The sequence below is a fragment of the Streptomyces sp. NPDC005820 genome, assembly GCF_040630255.1.
Lineage (GTDB): Bacteria > Actinomycetota > Actinomycetes > Streptomycetales > Streptomycetaceae > Streptomyces.
Map to the genome: position 1 here is coordinate 112,201 of NZ_JBEXXE010000033.1, position 22,612 is coordinate 134,812.

Sequence of the window (22,612 nt, forward strand, 5' to 3'; positions counted from 1 at the left end):
CCCGGACGCTCGGCCCGGAGGACCTTCAGGATACGTGCGGCCGTCCCCTTTCGGGCCCCTCCCCACACACCGGAACGCGTCCACCCCACGCCTCGAAATTCACCCCCCACACCGCCCTCACCGGGACTTTCCCCTCCCCCGACCACCCTGATAGGTGAACCACCCGCCACCCCCTCGGCTACTTTCCGCCCCCTTGCCCTCACTCACCGCGACCACGTACAAGATCGACGACGGCAAGTTACCGACCGGTAGAAGGCCGGGCCCATCAAGTCGATCCAACGGGGACACGATGAACAAGGTCATGACGAGGACCCACACCCCTACCAACCGAGCCACCACCACACCGACCGAGCGGCACACGCCGGCCACCCCTGCCACCGGGGCGGTGGCGGGCGCTCCTGCCCCTGGCGCGGGGGCGGGTACGGCAGCGGGCACCCCTGCGACCGCCGCGGTGGCTGACACCCTTGTCACCGGCGTAGCTGCGGGCAGTCCTGCTGCCGGCACGCTCGCGGGCGCCCCTGCCACCGGAACGCTCGCGGGCAGTCGTGCCGCTGGCGTAGCCGCGGGCGCTCCTGCCACCGACGTAGCTGCGGGCAGTCGTGCCGCTGGGGCGGCACGGGTGGGCGCAGCGGCACCCGGCACCGCCGGCACCCGCCCACCGGGCCGCCGCGACCCCCGCCGCCCCGCAGGCACCCCACCCCGCACCCGCCAGGCCCATGCGCCCCAAGCCCCCGCAACGCGCTACCCCAACACCCCCGCCCCGCCCCAGCCCCGCCCCACCGATCTCTTCGCCGACCGCCTCCTCGCCGTCCTCACCGGCCGACGCCCCGTCCACTCGATGCTCCGCCACACCCTGGGCAGCGCCTACGACGACCTCTCCCACCTCGCCGAACACGGCCCCCTGCGCACCCCCCGCGGCGCCGGCACCCCCACCGTCCGGGACATCGGCTACTACGTCCCCCGCGCCGGCGCCATCGAGGCCTTCGCCCGCATCGGCACCGGCGAGCGACTCCGCGCCATGGCCTTCCGCCTGGAACTCGGCACCGACCACCGCTGGCGCTGCACCGCAGTGGAACTCGACGGCCCCCGCAGGCCCCGCGACCAGGACGACTGAGACGACTGAACTGAACCGTCCCGCCCCGGCCGGACACACGAAAGGGCCGGGCCCCCCAAGGCGACCCGGCCCTCACTCCCGCAGGCGACTACTTCTTACGACGCCCCCGGGCCTTCGCCTGCTTACGGCGCTCCGCGCGCGTGAGACCGTCCGCCTCCGAGCGCACCGGCTCGTCGTCGGCGTCGAACTCACCCTCGATGGTGCCGCCCTCGCCGTCCACGGTCGGCGCGGAGAAGTGCAGGTTCCGCCGCTGCGGAGCGTCCAGCCCCTTGGCGCGGATCTCGGGACGCGCACCCGCCTGCGCCGGCACCACGTCCTGCTTCTCCAGGTCGACCGGCTCGGCATCCTCGACCGGAACCTCCTCGACCTGCTGCTCGACCTGGACCTCCAGGTTGAACAGGTAGCCGACCGACTCCTCCTTGATGCCGTCCATCATCGCGGAGAACATGTCGAAGCCCTCACGCTGGTACTCCACCAGCGGGTCCTTCTGCGCCATCGCGCGCAGACCGATGCCCTCCTGGAGGTAGTCCATCTCGTAGAGGTGCTCACGCCACTTGCGGTCCAGGACCGACAGCACGACCCGGCGCTCCAGCTCACGCATGATCTCCGAGCCGAGCTGCGCCTCACGCGACTCGTACTGGTCGTGGATGTCGTCCTTGATGGACTCGGAGATGAACTCGGCGGTCAGACCGGCCCGGTCACCCGCCGCCTCCTCCAGCTCCTCCACGGTGATCTTCACCGGGTACAGCTGCTTGAACGCGCCCCACAGCCGGTCCAGGTCCCAGTCCTCCGGGAAGCCCTCGGCGGTCTCCGCGGAGACATACGCGTCGATCGTGTCGTTCATGAAGTGCTGCACCTGCTCGTGCAGGTCCTCGCCCTCCAGCACACGGCGCCGCTCACCGTAGATGACCTCACGCTGACGGTTGAGGACCTCGTCGTACTTCAGAACGTTCTTACGGGTCTCGAAGTTCTGCTGCTCGACCTGCGACTGCGCGGACGCGATCGCACGCGTGACCATCTTGTTCTCGATCGGCACATCGTCCGGGACGTTCGCCATCGACATCACGCGCTCGACCATCTGCGCCTTGAACAGACGCATCAGATCGTCACCCAGCGACAGATAGAACCGGGACTCGCCCGGGTCGCCCTGACGGCCGGAACGACCACGCAGCTGGTTGTCGATACGACGCGACTCGTGCCGCTCGGTGCCCAGCACGTACAGCCCGCCGAGCTCCTCGACCTCGTCCTTCTCCGCCTTGACGGCCTGCTCGGCCTTCTCCAGGGCGGCGGGAAGCGCCTGCGCCCACTCCTCGATGTGCTCCTCGGGGTCCAGGCCGCGCTGGCGCAGCTCCGCGTCCGCGAGGTCCTCGGGGTTGCCGCCGAGCTTGATGTCCGTACCACGGCCGGCCATGTTGGTGGCCACCGTCACCGCGCCCCTGCGGCCCGCCTGGGCGACGATCGACGCCTCACGCTCGTGGTGCTTGGCGTTCAGCACCTCGTGCTGGATGCCGCGCTTGGAGAGCTGCTGCGAGAGGTACTCCGACTTCTCGACGGACGTCGTGCCGACGAGGATCGGCTGGCCCTTCTCGTGCTTCTCCGCGATGTCGTCGACGACCGCCTCGAACTTGGCGACCTCGGTGCGGTAGATCAGGTCCGACTGGTCCTTGCGGATCATCGGCTTGTTCGTCGGGATCGGCACCACGCCGAGCTTGTAGATCTGGTGGAACTCGGCGGCCTCGGTCATCGCCGTACCGGTCATGCCGGACAGACCGGGCTCTTCCTTGCCGTCGTGGTCGTGCCGCTTGTAGAGGCGGAAGAAGTTCTGCAGGGTGATCGTGGCGAGGGTCTGGTTCTCGTCCTTGATGTCCACCCCTTCCTTCGCCTCGATCGCCTGGTGCATGCCCTCGTTGTAGCGGCGGCCGGCGAGGATACGGCCGGTGTGCTCGTCGACGATCATGACTTCGCCGTCCATGACGACGTAGTCCTTGTCCTTCTTGAAGAGCTCCTTCGCCTTGATGGCGTTGTTCAGGTAGCCCACCAGAGGCGTGTTCACCGACTCGTAGAGGTTGTCGATGCCGAGCCAGTCCTCGACCTTGGCGACGCCCGCCTCGTGAATGGCGACCGTGCGCTTCTTCTCGTCGACGTCGTAGTCGCCGGTCTCCTCGAGGCCCTTCAGCGGGTTGCCCGCCTCGCCCTTCTTCAAGCGTGTCACCAGCTTGGCGAAGTCGCCGTACCACTTCGTCGCCTGGTCGGCCGGACCGGAGATGATCAACGGCGTACGCGCCTCGTCGACCAGGATGGAGTCCACCTCGTCGACGATGGCGAAGTTGTGGCCCCGCTGCACCAGCTCGTCCTTCGCCCACGCCATGTTGTCGCGCAGGTAGTCGAAGCCGAACTCGTTGTTCGTGCCGTACGTGATGTCGCACGCGTACTGCTCGCGCCGCTGGGCCGGCGTCATGTTGGCCAGGATGCAGCCGACTTCCAGACCCAGGAACTTGTGGACGCGGCCCATCATCTCGGAGTCGCGCTCGGCCAGGTAGTCGTTGACCGTGATCAGGTGGACGCCCTTGCCGGACAGGGCGTTCAGATACGCGGGCAGGGTGCCGACGAGGGTCTTGCCCTCACCGGTCTTCATCTCGGCGACATAGCCGAGGTGCAGGGCCGCGCCACCCATGATCTGCACGTCGTAGTGACGCTGACCCAGAGCACGCTTCGCGGCCTCACGCACCGTGGCGAACGCCTCGGGCAGCAGGTCGTCCAGGGACTCACCGTCGGCGTACCGCTGCTTGTACTCCTCGGTGAGGGCCCGCAGCTCGGCGTCGGAGAGGTCGACGAAGTCCTCTTCGATGGAGTTGACCTGGTCCGCGATGCGGTGCAGCTTGCGCAGGATCTTGCCTTCGCCTGCACGCATGATCTTCGAGAGGACGGACACGGGGGTTGGTCTCCTTGCCGGTCGGGCCTGGGACGGTCGGTTTCCATTTGACTTACTGAGCAACGGCCATCGTATGCGAGGACCCCGCCGTGCCGGGAGGCCTGCCGTGACGAGGACCGCGCACTGTCGCGCACACGCGCCAAAATCTTCTTCAAACAGGACAACGTCCTGCCCCCGCCGATAGTGCCGCCCCCCACCCACGAATTACGCGAATTGTGATCACCCGCTCACGCCCCGCAAAACCGACACGACCGCGCCCTGCGCACCCGGCCCCAGAACCCCGCGGCCCCACACTCACCCCCACTCACCCCCACGCACCGACATGCACCGACATGCACCCGCAACGCCCCGCGCGGCCGGCGAACCCCGCCCACCGACGCCGCCCGCAAACCGATGGCGCCCGCCCGCCGGACCCCACCACAATCTCCCGATGGAGCCCGTCACCCTCACCACCGACCGCCTGGTCCTGCGCCCCGTCGGCCCCCACGACACCGACGCCGTCCACGCCGCAGCCCAGGACCCCGACATCCAGCGCTGGACCACCATCCCCTCCCCCTACCTCCCCGAACACGCCCGCAGCTTCACCGAACAGGTCGCCCCCGACGGCTGGGCCGACGCCTCCATGTACACCTTCGGAGTGTTCCTCCCCGACGGAACCCTCACCGGCATGCTCGGCCTCACCATGCGCTCCCTCGGCACCGCCGAGATCGGCTTCTGGGCCGCGAAGGAACACCGCGGCCGCGGCTACACCACCGAGGCCACCCTCACCGCCACCCGCTGGGCCTTCACCCACCTCGCCGTCGACCGCGTCGAATGGCGCGCCGAAGTCGGCAACCGGGCCTCCCGAGCGGTCGCCGAGCACGCCGGCTTCACCCTGGAGGGCACCCTCCGCTCGGCCCTCAACAACAAGGGCGTACGACGGGACTGCTGGGTCGGCTCCCTCCTCCCCTCCGACCTCGGCCTCCCCTCGGCGGCCCCCTACCTGCCGCCACCGGCCCGCCGGACGCCGTAGGAACACCCCCGCCGGACGAATCCCCAGCTCACACCGCGCTGTCAGTGCCACCGCCTATCGTGCGACCCATGACGACCCCGCGCCCCGCAACCGAGCTCTCCGCAGACGAAGCCCGCAGGATCGCCCTGCGCGCCCAGGGGTTCCTCGGCAGCCCCGACCGCAAGGCCGGCGTCCGCGGCATCCTCCGCCACCTCGGCGCGGTGCAACTCGACACCATCTCCGTCCTCGCCCGCTCCCACGAACTGATCCCCTACGCCCGCCTCGGACGCGTGGGCCGGACGACCGTCGAGGACGCCTACTGGAAGGACGCCCACGCCTTCGAGTACTGGTCCCACGCCGCGTGCATCCTCCCCATCGAGGAATGGCCCCACTTCGCCTTCCGCCGCCGCGCCTACCGGGGCCGCCCCCACTGGAACCACGACCTCCCCGAGGGCACCTACGACCAGGTCGTCAAACAGCTCCGCGCCGAAGGCCCCCTCACCGCCACCGAACTGGGCGGCGCGAAGAAGACCAGCGAATGGTGGGACTGGTCCGGCACCAAGGTCGCCGTGGAACGCGCCCTGATGTACGGCGAGGTGGTCTGCGTGGAGCGCCGCGGCTGGAAACGCGTCTACGACCTCGCCGAGCGCGCCGTCCCCGCCGACCTGCTCCACGACGAACTGGACGACGCCGAATGCCTGCGCCGCCTGGTCCGCCTCGCCGGCCAGTCCCTGGGCGTCGGCACGCGCGCGGACATCGCCGACTACCACCGCCTCAAGGGCGAACAGGTCGACGCGGTGATCGCCGACTCGGGCCTGGTCCCCGTCACGGTCGAGGGCTGGGGCAAACCGGCCTGGGCCGACCCGGCGGCCCTGGCGACACCCGCGCGCGGCCGCCACCGCACCACCCTGCTGTCCCCGTTCGACTCACTCATCTGGGAACGGGCGCGCACGGAGCGGATCTTCGGCTTCACCCACCGCCTCGAGGCCTACGTCCCCAAACCCAAGCGGGTCCACGGCTACTTCGCGATGCCCGTCCTGGCCGGCGGCCGGCTCGTGGGCCGCGTGGACCCGGCCCGCGAGGGCCGCACCCTCGTCGCCCGACAGGTCACCCTGGAAAGCCCCAAGGCCGTCCCCGCGGTCGCGGAGGCCCTCGTCGAGGCGGCGAGCTGGGTGGACTGCATGGACGTACGGGTGGAACGGGTCGACGCCCCGGAACTGCGCGACGCCCTCACCCAGGAGGTGACCCGCGCCCTGATCACCGCCCTGCGCTGACCGGCATCACCGGATCTCGAGGATCTTCTCCCGCATCGCGTACACCACCGCCTCCATCCTGGAGTGCAGCTGCAGCTTCTCCAGGATGTTGCGCACATGGTTCTTCACGGTGTTCTCGGAGATGAACAACTCCTTGGCGATGTCCCGGTTGTTCATTCCCGTCGCCACCAGCTTGAGCACCTCCAGCTCACGGTCCGTCAGCCGGGGCGCGGGCACCAGCCGGCGCTCGTCGGTGCGCTGGATCATCGACTTGAACTCGGTGAGCAGCTTCGACGCCATCGACGGACTGATCTGCGACTGCCCGTCCGCGACCGCCCGGATCGCGGTGGCGACCTCGTCCGTCGAGATCTCCTTGAGGAGATAGCCCGTCGCACCCGCCTTGATCGCGTCGTAGAGGTCGGCCTCCTCGTCGCTGATCGTCAACATGATGATCTTCGCGCTGGGAGCCACCTCCTTGATGGAGGTGCACGCCTCGATACCGCCGCGCTTGGGCATCCGGACATCCATCAGCACGATGTCCGGCAGCAGATCGGCCGCCTTGTCCACGGCCTCCGCGCCGTCCCCCGCCTCACCGACGACCTGGATGTCCTCCTCGGCCGCGAGCACGATCTCCAGCCCTCGGCGGAACAGGGCGTGGTCGTCCACGACAAGGACTCTGATCGGCTCCTTGCGTGAGGCACCCGCGTCCGGGCCCATGCCGACGACGCCGTCGTCGGCATCCTCGTCCCGCATCGGTCCGAAGCTGTCCGCCATCGTTCCTCCCCCTGAAGGCTGCGGCTGTGGTCCTGAGCCATCGCCAACCCAAGGCTGCGGCCCACCGATTGAGCCGCACCGGCCATGATTCCATGCCCGTACGACAACGGGGTGACAGAGCGCTGCCTCAAGGGGTCGCGCACGGGTGCCCCTGGGGGCGCACACCGCGCTCCAGGGGCACACCGCGTCAACCACTGTCACCGGGCAGGGTCGGTCACCGTCAGCCGCCCAGCGCCCCGCCCGCCTCGGGAGAGTGCACCTGGGCGACCATCGGGTCCGTGTCGAGGTGGATCACGCCGTAGTCGTAGGCGTGGCGCCGGTAGACGACGCTCGGCTGCTTGGTCTCGGAGTCGACGAACAGATAGAAGTCATGGCCGACCAGTTCCATCTCGTAGAGGGCCTGGTCGAGAGTCATCGGAGCGGCGACGTGGGTCTTCTCGCGAACCACGAGGGGGCCATCGCCCTGCACTTCCAGCGAACCGATCTTCTTCGTCGGCACGCTGTCCGACGCTTCGGCCGGAACGGGGTGTCCGTTGCCGTTGAGCGTCGCCACGCCCGGAACGTGGTCGGGAACCTCTGCCGCGCTGAGCCGGCGTGCGCCACGCCGCGTGTACCGCTTGTCGTGCTGCTTGCGCAGCTGGGCGTCCAGCTTCTCCGCCGCCAGGTCGAGTGCCGCATACGGGTCGCTGGCCGCGGCCTCCGCCCGGATCACAGGGCCACGGGAGCGCAGTGTGATCTCCACTCGCTCGCACCGGTCGGCCTGTCGGGGGTTAGGCTCCTTGGACACCTCGACGTCGAGGCTGATCACCTTGCCGTCGAGCTTCTGGATCTTCTCCAGGTTCAGCTTCTCGGCCACGTGCTTGCGGAACCGCTCGGGCACCTCGGTCTTGCGGCCCTTGACGACGATGTCCACGCAGAACTCCGTTCCCGGATCACTCCGCCTCAGTGCGGAGCGTCTCCCTTTTGCACCAGGCCCCGGTGAGCACCGGAACCTCGGACTTGGTGACTTCCACCTCCTCCTCCCCCATGGGCGAGATCTACACCCCAGGTGCCACGGACGATTACCAAAACCCGCAGCACGGCATTCGGATATGAGAGGTGTGGCCTGCGGCTTTCCCTCACAACCGAACATATCTCGCTCGGACGGATGTCGTCACCCTCTACTGCGCCGTACCTCCGTTCAGGTGAATTGACCCTGTCATTACCTGCAACGACGCAAGTTCTCAGTCAGTTCCGGTTTATTCCGAAGGAATCCGGCGACGCCGCGACCACGGCCGCGCAGAGCACGTCACCACCGCGCCTCACCCCTCCACCTCCCTCCCTCGTCCCGGATCGTCGTACCCCTCTCCCTTCCCGACCGGCACCCGCATACACGGCCGACACGTCACGACCACCCTCGAGGACCCCCTCCGCACCGGTATCCCGTGCCGCCCCGGGGGCACCTTCCCCACCAGGAACCCCTGTCACCCCGAGGGCGGCGCGGACCACAGCGGGCTCCGCCGCCGTCGCCGCCCGTACCGCCCGCGCCGCCTCCGCCAGCGAGGCACCCGTCGTCATCAGGTCGTCGACGAGCACCACCGGCCCCCCGCACAACAACCGCCCGCCCCCGGGCACCACCGCCAGCGCACCCACCAGGTTGTCCTGCCGCTCACGCGCGTTCAGCCCCGCCTGATCGGCCACCGCCCTGCGCTGCCGCAACACCGGAGCCACCCGCGCCCGAACCCCGGCCCGCCGCAGCTCACCGGCCGCGGCAAGCGCGATACGGCGAGCGGGATCGTGACCGCGGGCACGGGTGGTGGCGGGGGCTGAGGGGAGGGGGACGAGGAGGAGGGGTGGCGGGGGTGAGGACAGGGGTGGGGACGGGGGCCCCTCCCCCTCCCCCGCCTCCCCCAACCCCACCCCCACCGCCCCCGCCAACGCCACCCCCAGCACTCCCGCCAGCCCCAGCCCACCCCGTTCCTTGTGCGCCAGCAGTACGGCCCTGACCTCGTCCGCGTAGGGCGCCGCCGCGTGCACGGCGGGCAGCCCGGCCGGTTCCGGCGTCGGCCGTACCCTTCGTGGCGGGTTTCCGTGGAGCGCGCCCCGGCACTGCGGGCAGAGCGCCGTACGGTCCCGCCCGCAGCCCGCGCACTCGGCCGGCAGGACCAGGCCGGCGAGCTCCTGCCACCACCTGCGAACGCCTTCCACGTGCTCCACTGTGCCGAGAGAGGAAGGTGTCGGCCACCCCTGTGGAAAACCATGGGCGCCGCCCTGTGGAAAACCGACCGGTAAGTCAGATAAAAAGGCCGACCGAGCTCTCCCGCGGACAGCTCAGCCGGCCAAATCGGACGACCGCCCCGGAAAGGCGGACGCCGTGGGGTTCACCCGGGATAAAAGGCGGCCGAGGCGGTTTCCTTCAGGGTGCGCCAGCCGCTCCCGCCGGGCAGCCACAGCAGTCCGTCCTTGGAGGTCGCGAAGAGCGGTTTGTCGCTGTCCTCGGAGGCGGCGATGCTGGTGACCTCGGTGAGACCGGGCAGGGCGCCGGACTCGGGGATCGAGCCGTCGCACTGGACGTACTGCACCTGTTCGACGCCGCCGGCTTCCTGTCCGACCACGACGAGGCGGCTGTCTCCGGCCCATGCCACGGCCGTGACCTGCTCCAATTCGGGTGCGGCGGAGCGCAGTTCCTGTACGGACACGGACGGCTGGTCCCCGCCGGCCGCGGCCCGTTCGATGCGGCCGATGAGCAGGGACTGCTTGCCGTCCTTGTCCACGACGAGCGCGATGCGCGCCCCGTCGGCGGCGACCCGTACGGCGTTGATACGGCCGTCCAGGCGCGGTGTGAGGACCTCGACGGGCTTGCCCCGGCCCTTCTGCAGGAGCAGGAGGCGGGGGTCGGCGGGGGTGCGGTCGGCGATCCACAGGTCGCCCTGGGCGTCCCAGGTGGGGGTGGTGAGGCGGTCGGCCTCGGTCTTGCCGGTGCTGGTGAGGACGGGGTCGCCGAGGGAGCTGCTGGCCACGGTGGAGGTGACGTAGAGGTTCTTGCCGTCGAGGGTGACTCCGGCGGCGCTGTGTTCGTCGCGGGCCACGGCCACCGAGAGCAGCGGTTTGGTGCCGTCGCCGAGTGCTCCGGGGACCGGGTCGGCCTTGGCGTTGCCGCCGGCGTCGGCGGTCATGCGGAGGAGTTGGTGGTGGCCGTCGATGAAGTAGAGGTACTCGGGGTCGGTCTCGCTGCCGCGGGCGGCGACGGCGGCGGCCTGCTCCTCGTTGAGCGAGCACAGTTGCCGGCCGCCTGCCCGCAGGGCGATCTCCTGCACGGTGGGGGTGAGGCTCTGGAGGGTGAACAGGAGTTGCGCGGCCATCTCGGAGCATTTGCTCCGGCCGGTGTTGGCCGCCTTGTCGTTGAGGGGGACGGTGAGCTTGTTCTGGTCGTCGGGCGCGAGTGCGCTGACGCCCTTCTTCAGTGCCGTGCCGGTGGGGAAGCTGGATCTGACGACGGGGCGGAGCCAGCTGGTGGGTCCGCCGAGCAGGGAGCGGACCATCTGGGTCGTGGGGTCGACGCGTTCACGTACGTAGACGGGGTCGGCGACGGCCATGGGCTGCCCGGAGGCCGCTGCCGTGGTGTTGGAGGCGAAGTAGTACTTGTTGACGGACATGTAGTTGCGCTGGAAGTCCGATTTGCCCATGACGACTCCCTGGGGGAGCACGTCGATGCGCCATTGTTCGGTCTTCTTGTCGCGGGTGAGGTGGACCGTCTGGTTGTAGCCGCCGGAGGCGGGCGTGTACGACTGCTGGGCGTCGACGGTGGCGACCTTGGTGCCGGTCAGGGTGAAGAAGTAGTCGTTGCCGTCCCGGTCGCCCGACCGTCCGGCCTCGGCGCCGGGCCCGTCGGCGAGGACGGTGGTGGCGCGTTCCGGTTGCCAGGTCTGGGCGGCCTTGGTGGTCAGGTACTGCCGTGCCGTCGCGTAGCTGGGGTCGTCGCTGGTCAGGGCCTCGAGGAAGCCCTGGACGATTTCCGAGGGCGGTGCGTCGTCGCGGGGCGGCATGGCGAAGACCCGTACCTGGGTGTCCTGGCGCGGTGTGGACTCCACGTCGCGCAGATCGCCGCGGTCGGGCATGGAGGCGCATCCGGCCAGCAGTACGACGCCACAGGCGGCGTACGCCACCACGCGCGCCGGTGTGCGCCGGTCGCGCCTTGGGCGGTCAGCGCCCACGGAATGCCTCCCCTTGCTGGTCCGGACCCTGCGGTCCGGCGTCCGGCCGGTCCGGGGTGTCGCTGTGTGCCCTGTCGGTGCGTTCCCCGGCGCTGTCGCCGTGCGCGGTGCCGGTGCGTTCCCGGGCGCTGTCGCCGGCGCCGGCCGCTTCGTCGGTGTTCCGGGTGGCCGAGGCGGCGGGCCGGGGCACCACGCGTGCGCCGTTGCCGGGCAGGGCCGTCGGGTCGGCGGTGGGCGTGACGGTGGCCATGCGGGGCGCGAGCGGGGCGTGCGCGGGTGAGAGCGGTTCCCTGGCGGGCTGCACGGGTACGGTGGCGCTCTTCTCGCCGGCCCGGCCGGCCTGTCCGGGGTCGTCGAGGCCGCGGTTGCGCCGCGAGTCCTTGGGTTCCAGGGGTATCGGCGAGCCCCGCAGCGGTTCGTCGGCGGTCCTGGGCAGGGTGAGGCGGAACTGTGAGCCGCCGCCGGGTTCGCCCCAGGCCTGCAGCCAGCCGCCGTGCAGCCGGGCGTCCTCCAGGGCGATGGACAGTCCGAGGCCCGTGCCGCCGGTGGTACGCGCGCGTGCCGGGTCGGCGCGCCAGAAGCGGCTGAACACGCGGGTGGCCTCGCCGGGCTTGAGTCCGACGCCGTAGTCGCGTACGGCGACGGCGACGGCCCCTCCGGCGGCGGCGAGCTTGACGACGACGTCCTTGCCCTCGCCGTGTTCGACGGCGTTGACGACGAGGTTGCGCAGTACGCGCTCGACGCGCCGGGCGTCGGCCTCGGCGACGACGGGCTGCTGGTCGCCGAGGACGCGTATGGTCGTGCCCTTGCGGTCGGCGAGGGGGGCGGCGCCGCTGACGACGCGCCGGACGACCTCGCGCAGGTCGATGGGTTCGGCCTCCAGGGCGGCGGCGCCGGCGTCGAAGCGGCTGATCTCCAGCAGGTCGGCGAGCAGGGACTCGAACCGGTCGAGCTGGTCGGCGAGGAGTTCCGCGGACCGCGCGGTGACGGGGTCGAAGTCCTCCCGCGCCTCGTGGATGACGTCGGCGGCCATCCGTACGGTGGTCAGCGGCGTGCGCAGTTCGTGCGACACGTCGGACACGAACCGTCGCTGCATCCGGGAGAGGTCCTCCAGTTGCTGGATCTTCAGCTGGAGGTTCTGCGCCATCTTGTTGAAGGCCTCGCCGAGCCGTGCGATGTCGTCCTCGCCGGTGACCTTCATCCGTTCCTGAAGACGCCCGGCGGACAGCCGTTCGGCGATCCCCGCGGCCATCCGCACCGGCGTGACGACCTGCCGTACGACGAGCCAGGCGATCGCGCCGAGGAGTACGACGACGAAGAGCCCGGCGGTCGCGAGGGTGCCCTTGACGAGGCTGAGGGACTTCTCCTCCTGTGTGAGCGGGAAGAGGTAGTACAGCTCGTAGGGGTCGCCGTTGGGGTCGTTGAGCTGTTTGCCGATGACGAGGGCCGGCTGGGAGTCCTTGTCGTTGCTGTAGAGGATCCGGGAGTAGCTCTGGGCTGCTCCGACGTTGCTGTTGATGTGGTCGCGCAGGGCTTCGGGGACGCTCTTGTTGGGGTCCACGTAGCCGGAGGAGCGGGGTCCTGGTCCGCCGCCGCTGGCGTCGCCCGGGGGGAGGGTGACGACGTCGAAGGCGCCCTGGCCGCCGCTGGACAGCGACGACACGAGTTCGCTCATCCATTCGGTGACGTTCTGCGGGGAGCTTCTGTCGACGGCGTTCCCGTCGCCGCCGCCCGCGGCCACCGCTTCGTCGGCCTTCTGTTTGGCGACGGCGAATCCGCCGGCGGCCTGGCTCTGGGAGGCCTTGACCTTGGCGTCGAGCAGTCCGTTGCGGACCTGCCCGATGACGACGAAGCCGAGCAGCAGGACGACGCCCAGGGACATCAGCAGGGTGGTGGCGACGACCTTGAGCTGGATGTTGCGCCGCCACAGCCGCATGACCGGCAGCAGCGGCCGGCGCACCCAGCGCAGCAGCAGGCGCAGGACGGGGCTGCCCTGCATGCCGCCCTGCAGCAGTCCGCCCTCGAGGAGGCGCCCGAATCGTGAACCCATGGTCTTCCGGCCGACAGGCCGCTCCGGTCGGACCCCGGACCGGCCGGGGGCCGAAGCGGCACTGTCCCCGGACATGTCAGCTCGGCCCCGCCTTGTAACCGACGCCTCGGACGGTCACCACGATCTCCGGCCGCTCCGGGTCCTTCTCGACCTTGGAGCGCAGCCGCTGCACGTGCACGTTGACCAGGCGGGTGTCGGCGGCGTGCCGGTAGCCCCACACCTGTTCGAGGAGCACTTCGCGGGTGAACACCTGCCACGGCTTGCGCGCCAGCGCGACCAGCAGGTCGAACTCCAGCGGCGTCAGCGCGATGGACTGTCCGTCGCGCTTCACGGAGTGCCCGGCGACGTCGATCACGAGGTCGCCGATCGCCAACTGCTCCGGCGCCGGCTCCTCCGACCTGCGCAGCCGCGCCCGGATACGGGCGACGAGCTCCTTCGGCTTGAACGGCTTCACGATGTAGTCGTCGGCGCCGGACTCCAGCCCGACGACCACGTCGACGGTGTCGCTCTTCGCCGTGAGCATCACGATCGGCACGCCGGACTCCGCCCGGATCAGGCGGCACACCTCGATGCCGTCCCGTCCGGGCAGCATCAGGTCCAGCAGCACCAGATCGGGCTTCGCCTCCCGGAACGCGGCCAGCGCCTTGTCACCGTCGGCTACGAAAGACGGCTCAAAACCTTCACCACGCAGCACGATGCCGAGCATCTCGGCCAGTGCGGTGTCGTCGTCGACGACAAGGACTCGTCCCTTCATAAACGACATCATCCCATTCTCATAACGGTGAAGGTGACGCAGGTGAGAAGCCTCACCGCCCGGTGACGATAGTCGTACGGGACCGTCACTGTCTGCCCCCGTTGATGTCAGCAACGATGTCAGGTCGTCCGGCAGGGGCCGCAGAGGGGTGCCGAGGCCGGGCTAACCCTCGGTCGTGCTCGGGCGCCGACGTACGCCGATGAGCGTCTGGAGGCCGATCAGTACCCACACCAGGCTGCTGGTGACCGACGGCCAGGCGCCGCTGACGGCCGCCGAGAGGGCCAGCATGGCCGCGCCGAGCACGTTGAGCGACTGGGTCATGAGCGCATCCGGTTCGATCCGCCGACGCGAGACCAGGAAGTAGGCCGTGGCACAGCACAAGGTGCCGATCCACCCGGCCCCCGTGGCGGCCGTGGTCATCATCTCCCGCATACGGCCATGGTGTCGGCCCCCGTGGATACAGAGCAATCGAAGTTATTTGCTCCCCCCGTTAAGCTGAGCTGAATGGATATCGATCCACGCAAGCTGGCTGTGCTGCTGGCCGTCCACCGGGCCGGAGGCGTGTTGGCGGCGGCGGACGCCCTGCACCTGACGCCGTCGGCCGTCTCCCAGCAGATCTCCCGGCTGGAGGACGCGGTCGGCGTCGCCGTCCTGGACCGCCAGCCCCGCGGAGCCGTCCTCACGCAGGCGGGCCGGGTGCTCGCCGAAGCCGCGGAACGCATCGAGTCCGAACTGACCGACGCGCGCAAGGCACTGGCGGCGCTGCAGGGGGACGTGACCGGAACGGTCGTCATCGGCGCCTTCCAGACCGTGATCCGTACCCTGCTGGTACCGCTGGTGCACCAGCTGCGCCAACAGTTCCCCGGCCTGGAACTGCTCATCCGCGAGACGGAGGGCGAGACGGCACAGCAGGAGCTGCGGTCCGGAGCGGTCGACCTGATCGTTCTGGAAGCCGACAGCCCCGTCGGGCGCCGGGCCGGGCGCGGTACCCGTGACGTGCCGGTGCTCGAGGAGCCGTGGCTGGTGATCATGCCTGCGGCGGTACCGGCACCGGCCGGCACGGCGGATCTGGAGCACCTCACCTGGCTGGGCGTCGACCCGGAATCAGCCGCCCACAGCGCCACCGAGAAGATCCGGCGCGGGCTGACGGCAGCCCCCACGGCCCACAGCTACGCCCTCTACGACGTCGCGCTCTCGATGGTGTCGGGCGGTCTCGGCGTCGCGGTCCTGCCCGCCCTGGGCGTGCTGGACGTGCAGCTGCCCGACGGGGTGAAGGTGGTGTCCGTGCCTGGCCTGGGCACCCGCCGGCTGATCGCCCGGCACCGCACCACCCGCTCCGAGCCCCGCAAGGAAGTGCTCACCGTTCTCGACGCCGTCATCGCGCGCGCCGCCGCGCTCGACACCGGGAGGGCTGTCTCGTCATGACCCCCACAGCCCGAACACACTCTCGACAAGCATGCCGTTGATCAGGCCGGGGGCCTCCCGTTCTCCACGGACCGTCACGGTCTGCCGTCGCCCGGCAGACCGTGCTCTCAGGGCATCACGCACCCGCCCCGGGACGGGCCCTCGCGCACAGTTCGGCGAGCCCTTCGGCCGTCACCGGCGACACCGCGCCCTCCTCCGTCACGATCGCCGTCACCAGCTCCGGCGGCGTCACATCGAACGCCGGGTTGTACGCCTGGGTCCCCAGCGGCGCCACCGGAATCCCGCCTCCCGCTCCGGTCACCGGCACCTGCGGCGCCGTCACCTCGGTCACCTCGAACCCGGGGCGCTGCTCGACCTCGATCGCCGCCCCGCTCGCCGTGTGCGGATCCACGGTCGTCACCGGGGCGACCACGATGAACGGCACATGGTGGTACCGCGCGAGCACCGCGAGCGGATAGCTCCCCACCTTGTTCGCCACCGAGCCGTCGGCCGCGATCCGGTCCGCCCCGATCAGCACCGCGTCCACCTCGCCCGCCGCGAACAGCGAGCCCGCCGCGTTGTCCGTCAGCAGGGTGTACGCCATGCCGCTGCGCGCGGCCTCGTACGCGGTCAGGCGGGCGCCCTGCAGCAGCGGACGCGTCTCGTCCACCCACAGCCGCCGCAGCCGCCCCACCCGATGCGCCGCCAGCGCCACGGCGAACGCCGTCCCCTCCCCGCCCGACACCAGCGAGCCGGTGTTGCAGTGCGTGAGGATCCGATGCCCGCCGCCGGGCAGCAGCTCGTCCAGGAGCGCCAGCCCGTGCCCGGCCATCCGGGTGCTGGCCTCGGCGTCCTCCCGGTGCAGTCGCCGCGCCGCCGCCAGCGCGGCCTGCGCCCCCTGCGCGGGATCGCCGCCACCCGCCAGCTCCGCCCGGTACGCGGCGCGGGCCCGGTTCACACCGAGGGACAGGTTCACCGCGGTGGGCCGTGCTCCGGCCAGCGCGGTGGCCGCCTCCTCCACGTCGAAGCCGCGGGCGGCGGCGAGCGCGACGCCGTACGCCCCGGCGATGCCGAGCAGCGGCGCACCCCGCACCGCCAGCGAACGGATCGCCTCCACCAGCGCCGACGCGTCCGTACAGACCAGCTCGACCTCCTCGGCCGGCAGCCTCGTCTGGTCCAGAAGCACCAGCACGGGGCCTTCGGGTGGCTCCTCCCAACGGATCGCCGGTATCTCGGCCTGCCGCTTGTCCTCACCGGATTGCGCGTACTGATCAGCCATGCCGTCAGTCTGCCCCCAGTCCGACGGACAATTGAAGGTGTGCAGCCCCTACCGCGGCCGGTCGCCCGATGACCGCCCCATGGCACGATGGCAGCCAACCTGCCGCCGCGCCCGCGGACGGGCATCGTGAAGGAGCGACGATGAAAGACACTCCGGGCTGGGCCTCGCCCGGATCCGCCCCGTCCGACGGGCGGGAGCCCGGCGCGTCCGACCCCGCAGACCAGCCCGCCGACGCGCCACCCGCGGGCCAGCCGGCCGCGCATCCACCGAACCCCGACACGAAGTGGTCCAAGGAGCAGCCGCCCCCCGCGCAGTGGTCCGCGCCCGCAGGCCCCCAGCACCCCGGCCAGACCGCTCCGCAGAACCCCGTGCAGCCTCCGCCGCCGCCCCCACCGCCCGGCCCCGGCTGGGGCGGCCGCCCGCCCGCCGGCCCGTACGGCGGTGCCCCCAACGGCCACCCCGGCTACATCCCCTACCCGAGCTGGGGCAACGGCTGGGGCGGTCCCCCGCCCGCGGCGAAGCCCGGTGTGATCCCGCTGCGCCCGCTCGGTGTCGGCGAGATCCTCGACGGCGCGGTCGCCACCATGCGCACCTACTGGCGCACCGTGCTGGGCATCTCGCTGACCGTCGCGGTCGTCACCGAGATCATCGTCGTCCTGCTCCAGGGCCTGGTCCTGGACCACACCACGGACCCCTCCGCCCTCAGCGACCCGAGCGCGACCCTCGACGAGCAGACCCGCGCCATGGGTGACGTCCTGCTCAACTCCGGTGTCCTGCTGCTGATCTCCCTGGTCGGCACCATCATCGCGACAGCCCTGCTCACGGCCGTCATCAGCCGTGCGGTCCTCGGCAAGCCGGTCACCCTCGGGGACGCCTGGCGCGATGCCCGTCCCCGGATCCCCCGGCTGTTCGGCCTGATCTTCCTGCTGCTGCTCATCGCGGGCGCGGTGGGCCTCGTCGGCGCACTGCCCGGCGTCCTGGTGAGCGCCGCCGGGGCCGGCGCAGGCGGGGCCGCGCTCTCGCTCTTCGGCACCTTCGCCGCGGTCTTCGTCGCCCTGTGGCTGCTGATCCGGCTCTCCCTCTCCTCGCCCGCGCTGATGCTGGAGAAGCAGGGCATCACGAAGGCGATGGCCCGCTCCGCGAAACTCGTCCGCGGCTCCTGGTGGCGGGTCTTCGGCATCCAGCTGCTCGCCCTGATCATCGCCAACATCGTCGCGGCGATCGTCCTCGTCCCCTTCGCCTTCGCCGGCGCCGCGATGAGCGACAGCGGCATCGGCGGCCTCCTCGACGGCACCGGCGACTACGGCTGGACCTACCTGATCGTCAGCGGAGTCGGCTCGGTGATCGGCTCCATGATCACCTTCCCGATCGCGGCCGGAGTCGTCGTCCTCCTCTACATCGACCAGCGCATCCGCCGCGAGGCCCTCGACCTCGACCTCGCCCGCGCCGCCGGCGTCCAGGGCTACGGCACCCCCGAACCCGGCACGACCTCGGGGAGCTGATGCGGTGAGCCTGACGGGGCGAATCCTCACCGCAACACCACCACTTCCACTCGGCACACTCATCCGCTCGGACGACGAGCCTCCCCTGACCGTCCCCCGCGATCCGGCACGCGAGGCGGCCCGGCGGGAACTGTCCAAGCGCCTGTACCACGACCACGACCCCAGCCTGCTCCAACGCGCCCTGGACACCCTCTGGGACTGGATCGGCGACCTGCTCGCCACGGCATCAGGCGCCACCCCCGGAGGCACAGTCGGAGTGCTCGTCGTCCTCACGGCCGTCGTGGCCGTGGTGGGCGCCCTGTGGTGGCGCCTGGGCACGCCCCGCCGCCAACCCACCTCCGCCACAGCCCTGTTCGACGACCGCCCCCGCACCGCCGCCGAACACCGCGCCGCCGCCGAGGCGCACGCCTCCCAGGGCCACTGGAACCAGGCCCTCCAGGAACGCATGCGGGCCGTCGTCCGCTCCCTCGAGGAACGCGCCCTCCTCGACTCCCGCCCCGGCCGCACCGCCGACGAGGCCGCCGCGGAAGCCGGCCGCGCCCTCCCCGCCCACGGCGACCGACTCCACGCCGCCGCCCGCGCGTTCGACGACGTGACATACGGAGGCCGCCCGGCGACCGAACAGGCGTACCACCGCATCACCGAACTCGACCACGACCTGGAACGCGCCAAACCCCCGCTCACCGCGAGCAGCAGCCCCAGCACGGCCCCCACCACCCGCCGGGGAGCCGCCGAATGACCACCGAGGCCACGCTCCCCTCCACCGCGGCCTCGCCCACCGCCCGCCACCTGTGGACCCGCGCGCGAGGAGTGGCCCTCGCCGTCACGCTCCTCCTGGCGGCCGCCGTCGCCCTCGCCGCCCTGCGCTCCGACGCCCGGCACGGCGCACTCGACCCCCGCTCCGCCGCCCCCTACGGCAGCCGCGCCGTCGCCGAACTCCTCGCCGACCGAGGCGTCTCCACCCGCGTCGTCACCACCCCCGCCGAGGCCCGCACCGCCGCCGGCCCCGACACCACCCTCCTGGTCGCCTCCCCCGACCTTCTGACGGAACGCCAGCAACAGGAGCTGCACTCCGCGACCGAGGGCTCCGGCGGCCGCACCGTCCTCATCGCCCCCGGCAGCCCCTCCGTCTCCGCTCTCGCCCCCGGAGTCACCGCGGACCCGGCCACCAGCCGCGGCTCCACCCTCACCCCCGACTGCGCCCTGCCCGCCGCCCGACGCGCCGGCACGGCCGAGACCGGCGGCATCCGCTACAGCACCCGCCACCTCGACGCCGACATGTGCTACCCCAGCCGGCGCCTGGCCACCCTCCTGCGCATCCCCGACACCTCCGCAACCGGCGACACCATCGTCCTCGGGGCACCCGACATCCTCTACAACACCCGACTCGACCAGCAGGGCAACGCCTCGCTCGCCCTCCAACTCCTCGGCTCCCGCCCCCATCTGACCTGGTACCTCCCCTCGCTCTCCGACGCCTCCGCCACCGAACCCGACGACGAGAAGACCTTCTTCGACCTGCTGCCCTCCGGCTGGCTCTGGGGCACCCTGCAGCTCTTCGTCGCGGCAGCCCTCGCCGCCCTCTGGCGGGCACGCCGACTCGGCCCGCTCGTACCCGAGAAACTCCCCGTGGCGATCCGCGCCTCCGAAACCGTCGAAGGCCGCGCCCGCCTCTACCGCAAAGCCCGCGCCCGCGACCGCGCGGCCACCGCTCTTCGCTCCACCACCCGCACCCGCCTCGCCCCTCTCGTAGGCATCCCCGTCACCCGGGCACACACACCCGAAGCACTCCTCCCCGCCCTGTCCGCCCGCCTCCACGCCGACGGACAGCCCCTGCACTCCCTTCTCTTCGGCCCGCCGCCCAGCGACGACACGGCCCTCATCGCACTCGCCGACCAACTCGACGCCCTCGAAAGAGAGGTACGCCGTCCATGATGGACCCGACCACTGACAACGCCGGGAACACCGGGGACCCGGGCCGCGCCCGCGCCTCCCTGGAGGCCCTGCGCGCCGAGATCTCCAAGGCCGTGGTCGGCCAGGACCCCGCCGTGACCGGCCTCGTCGTCGCTCTCCTCTGCCGTGGACACGTTCTCCTCGAAGGAGTCCCCGGGGTGGCCAAAACCCTGCTCGTCCGCGCCCTCGCCTCCGCACTCGAACTCGACACCAAACGCGTCCAGTTCACCCCCGACCTCATGCCCAGCGACATCACCGGCTCCCTGGTGTACGACGCCCGCACCGCCGAGTTCTCCTTCCAGCCCGGCCCGGTCTTCACCCACCTCCTCCTCGCCGACGAGATCAACCGCACCCCGCCGAAAACCCAGTCCTCCCTCCTGGAAGCCATGGAGGAACGGCAGGTCACCGTCGACGGCACCTCCCGCCCCCTGCCCGACCCGTTCCTCGTCGCCGCGACCCAGAACCCCGTCGAGTACGAGGGCACCTACCCCCTCCCCGAAGCCCAACTCGACCGCTTCCTCCTCAAACTGACGATCCCTCTCCCCTCCCGCCAGGAAGAGATCGACGTCCTCACCCGCCACGCCGAAGGCTTCAACCCGCGCGACCTCCACGCCGCCGGCGTGCGCCCCGTCGCAGGCCCCGCCGACCTGGAAGCCGCCCGCGCGGCCGTCGCCAAGACCACCGTCTCCCCCGAGATCACCGCGTACGTCGTCGACATCTGCCGCGCCACCCGCGAATCCCCCTCCCTCACCCTCGGGGTCTCCCCCCGCGGCGCCACCGCCCTCCTCGCCACCTCCCGCGCCTGGGCCTGGCTCACCGGCCGCGACTACGTCATCCCCGACGACGTCAAAGCCCTCGCCCTCCCCACCCTCCGCCACCGCGTCCAACTCCGCCCGGAGGCCGAAATGGAAGGCGTGACGGCCGACTCCGTCATCACAGCGCTCCTCGCCCACGTCCCCGTCCCCCGCTGATGGCACTCACCGGACGCACCGCACTCCTCGCGGCCCTCGGCTCCCTCCCCGTAGGCATCTGGGAACCCAGCTGGACGGGCCTCCTCGCCGTCAACGCCCCCCTGGCCCTGGCCTGCGCCTGCGACTACGCCCTGGCAGCCCCCGTACGCCCCCTGCGCCTCACCCGTTCCGGTGACACCACCGCACGCCTCGGTGAGCCCGCAGACGTCACCCTCACCCTCACCAACCCCTCCCGCCGCCCCCTGCGCGCCCACCTCCGCGACGCCTGGCCGCCCAGCAGCTGGCAGCCCGGCACGGAAACCGAGGCCTCCCGCCACCGCCTGGCCGTCCCCGCCGGCGAGCGCCGCCGCATCACCACCCGCCTGCGCCCCACCCGCCGCGGCGACCGCCAGGCCGACCGCGTCACCATCCGTTCCTACGGCCCCCTCGGCCTCCTCGCCCGCCAAGGCACCCACAAGGTCCCCTGGACGGTACGCGTCCTGCCCCCGTTCACCAGCCGCAAGCACCTCCCCTCGAAACTCGCCCGTCTCCGCGAACTCGACGGCCGCACCAGTGCCCTCACCCGCGGCGAAGGCACCGAATTCGACAGCCTGCGCGCCTACGTCCCCGGCGACGACACCCGCTCCATCGACTGGCGCGCCACAGCCCGCCACTCCACGGTCGCCGTCCGCACCTGGCGCCCGGAACGTGACCGCCACATCCTGCTGGTCCTGGACACCGGCCGCACCTCCGCGGCCCGCGTCGGCGACGCCCCCCGCCTCGACGCCTCCATGGACGCCGCCCTCCTCCTCGCCGCCCTGGCCTCCCGCGCCGGCGACCGCGTCGACCTCCTCGCCTACGACCGACGGGTACGCGCCCTCGTCCAAGGCCGCTCCGCCCGCGACGTCCTGCCCTGTCTCGTCGACGCCATGGCCACCCTCGAACCCGAACTGGTCGAGACGGACGCCCGGACCCTCACCACCACAGCACTCCGTACGGCGCCTCGCCGGTCCCTCATCGTCCTGCTGACCACACTCGACACGGCCCCGGTCGAGGAAGGCCTCCTCCCCGTCCTCCCTCAACTCACCCAGCGCCACACCCTCCTCGTCGCCTCGGTCGCCGACCCCCACATCGCACGTATGGCCACGTCCCGCGGCAACACCGACGCGGTCTACGACGCCGCATCCGCCGCCCAGGCCCAAGCGGAACGGCATCGGACAGCCGAACAACTCCGCCGGCACGGAGTCACCGTCGTGGACGCCACCCCGAACGAACTCGCCCCGGCCCTCGCAGACGCCTACCTGGCGCTGAAGGCAACGGGACGCCTATGAGAAAGCGGGCTCTTTCAGGGAGCCCGCAGAAACCACCATGCCTTAAACGCAGAAAACCCCCGCACCATACGGTGCGGGGGTTTCCCGGAATGATTGTTCGGCGGTGTCCTACTCTCCCACAGGGTCCCCCCTGCA

18 protein-coding genes are annotated in these 22,612 nt (G+C 71.2%); 9 read left to right on the top strand and 9 right to left on the bottom strand.

The window, feature by feature from the left end; all coding sequences use genetic code 11:
- Nucleotides 1-619: 619 nt before the first annotated feature.
- Nucleotides 620-1,114: an Rv3235 family protein gene (locus tag ABZ464_RS34455; protein ID WP_359283676.1), complete on the top strand. Its 495-nt coding sequence runs from the start codon at nt 620-622 to the stop codon at nt 1,112-1,114.
- Nucleotides 1,115-1,202: 88 nt separating this feature from the next.
- Here ABZ464_RS34455 and secA read toward each other — a convergent pair whose 3' ends face one another.
- A complete protein-coding gene (gene secA, locus ABZ464_RS34460; protein WP_359283679.1) occupies nt 1,203-4,046 on the bottom strand; it encodes a preprotein translocase subunit SecA in 2,844 nt (947 codons plus the stop codon).
- A gap of 430 nt (nt 4,047-4,476) precedes the next feature.
- On the opposite strand from secA, the gene ABZ464_RS34465 reads away from it, so the two are divergent.
- Both ABZ464_RS34465 and ABZ464_RS34470 read left to right on the top strand, forming a co-directional pair.
- A complete protein-coding gene (locus ABZ464_RS34465) occupies nt 4,477-5,058 on the top strand; it encodes a GNAT family N-acetyltransferase (protein ID WP_359283681.1) in 582 nt (193 codons plus the stop codon).
- Nucleotides 5,059-5,126: 68 nt separating this feature from the next.
- Entirely contained in the window at nt 5,127-6,311 is a 1,185-nt protein-coding gene (locus ABZ464_RS34470) for a crosslink repair DNA glycosylase YcaQ family protein (protein WP_359283683.1), read from the top strand.
- Nucleotides 6,312-6,317: 6 nt separating this feature from the next.
- Here ABZ464_RS34470 and ABZ464_RS34475 read toward each other — a convergent pair whose 3' ends face one another.
- From ABZ464_RS34475 to ABZ464_RS34505, 7 genes are all read right to left on the bottom strand, one after another.
- On the bottom strand, nt 6,318-7,064 hold the full coding sequence (locus ABZ464_RS34475) for a response regulator transcription factor (protein ID WP_055638882.1): 747 nt from the start codon (nt 7,062-7,064) through the stop codon (nt 6,318-6,320).
- 220 nt (nt 7,065-7,284) lie between these two features.
- Nucleotides 7,285-7,977 (bottom strand): ribosome-associated translation inhibitor RaiA, encoded by a 693-nt coding sequence (gene raiA / locus ABZ464_RS34480; RefSeq protein WP_359283686.1) that lies wholly within the window; start codon nt 7,975-7,977, stop codon nt 7,285-7,287.
- 314 nt (nt 7,978-8,291) lie between these two features.
- The gene (locus ABZ464_RS34485; RefSeq protein WP_359283688.1) at nt 8,292-9,251 is read right to left on the bottom strand and encodes a ComF family protein; all 960 of its coding nucleotides are present in this window, start codon (nt 9,249-9,251) and stop codon (nt 8,292-8,294) included.
- A gap of 173 nt (nt 9,252-9,424) precedes the next feature.
- Entirely contained in the window at nt 9,425-11,257 is a 1,833-nt protein-coding gene (locus ABZ464_RS34490; protein ID WP_359283691.1) for an LpqB family beta-propeller domain-containing protein, read from the bottom strand.
- Nucleotides 11,247-13,382 carry an MtrAB system histidine kinase MtrB gene (gene mtrB, locus ABZ464_RS34495; protein WP_359283694.1) on the bottom strand — a complete coding sequence of 712 codons (2,136 nt, stop codon included), beginning with the start codon at nt 13,380-13,382 and terminating at the stop codon, nt 11,247-11,249. The genes ABZ464_RS34490 and mtrB overlap by 11 nt, the downstream gene beginning before the upstream one ends.
- 1 nt (nt 13,383) lies before the next feature.
- Entirely contained in the window at nt 13,384-14,073 is a 690-nt protein-coding gene (mtrA, locus tag ABZ464_RS34500; protein WP_187283109.1) for a two-component system response regulator MtrA, read from the bottom strand.
- A 150-nt stretch (nt 14,074-14,223) separates the two neighbouring features.
- The gene (locus tag ABZ464_RS34505) at nt 14,224-14,493 is read right to left on the bottom strand and encodes a hypothetical protein (protein WP_359283697.1); all 270 of its coding nucleotides are present in this window, start codon (nt 14,491-14,493) and stop codon (nt 14,224-14,226) included.
- A gap of 72 nt (nt 14,494-14,565) precedes the next feature.
- Here ABZ464_RS34505 and ABZ464_RS34510 point away from each other — a divergent pair, with 72 nt between their 5' ends.
- Nucleotides 14,566-15,486 carry a LysR family transcriptional regulator gene (locus ABZ464_RS34510; RefSeq protein WP_359283699.1) on the top strand — a complete coding sequence of 307 codons (921 nt, stop codon included), beginning with the start codon at nt 14,566-14,568 and terminating at the stop codon, nt 15,484-15,486.
- 115 nt (nt 15,487-15,601) lie between these two features.
- On the opposite strand, the gene mtnA is transcribed toward ABZ464_RS34510, so the two are convergent.
- Complete coding sequence (mtnA, locus tag ABZ464_RS34515; RefSeq protein WP_359283701.1) at nt 15,602-16,744, bottom strand: S-methyl-5-thioribose-1-phosphate isomerase; 1,143 nt, start codon at nt 16,742-16,744, stop codon at nt 15,602-15,604.
- A 140-nt stretch (nt 16,745-16,884) separates the two neighbouring features.
- Here mtnA and ABZ464_RS34520 point away from each other — a divergent pair, with 140 nt between their 5' ends.
- The 5 genes from ABZ464_RS34520 to ABZ464_RS34540 are packed head-to-tail and all read left to right on the top strand — an operon-like array spanning nt 16,885 to nt 22,477.
- Nucleotides 16,885-18,246 (top strand): glycerophosphoryl diester phosphodiesterase membrane domain-containing protein, encoded by a 1,362-nt coding sequence (locus ABZ464_RS34520; protein WP_359283704.1) that lies wholly within the window; start codon nt 16,885-16,887, stop codon nt 18,244-18,246.
- 4 nt (nt 18,247-18,250) lie between these two features.
- Nucleotides 18,251-18,985 carry a DUF4129 domain-containing protein gene (locus tag ABZ464_RS34525; RefSeq protein ID WP_359283706.1) on the top strand — a complete coding sequence of 245 codons (735 nt, stop codon included), beginning with the start codon at nt 18,251-18,253 and terminating at the stop codon, nt 18,983-18,985.
- On the top strand, nt 18,982-20,178 hold the full coding sequence (locus tag ABZ464_RS34530) for a DUF4350 domain-containing protein (protein WP_359283707.1): 1,197 nt from the start codon (nt 18,982-18,984) through the stop codon (nt 20,176-20,178). The genes ABZ464_RS34525 and ABZ464_RS34530 overlap by 4 nt, the downstream gene beginning before the upstream one ends.
- Complete coding sequence (locus tag ABZ464_RS34535; RefSeq protein ID WP_359283728.1) at nt 20,178-21,167, top strand: MoxR family ATPase; 990 nt, start codon at nt 20,178-20,180, stop codon at nt 21,165-21,167. Before ABZ464_RS34530 ends, ABZ464_RS34535 begins: the two co-directional genes overlap by 1 nt.
- On the top strand, nt 21,167-22,477 hold the full coding sequence (locus ABZ464_RS34540) for a DUF58 domain-containing protein (RefSeq protein WP_359283708.1): 1,311 nt from the start codon (nt 21,167-21,169) through the stop codon (nt 22,475-22,477). Before ABZ464_RS34535 ends, ABZ464_RS34540 begins: the two co-directional genes overlap by 1 nt.
- Nucleotides 22,478-22,612 lie beyond the last annotated feature (135 nt).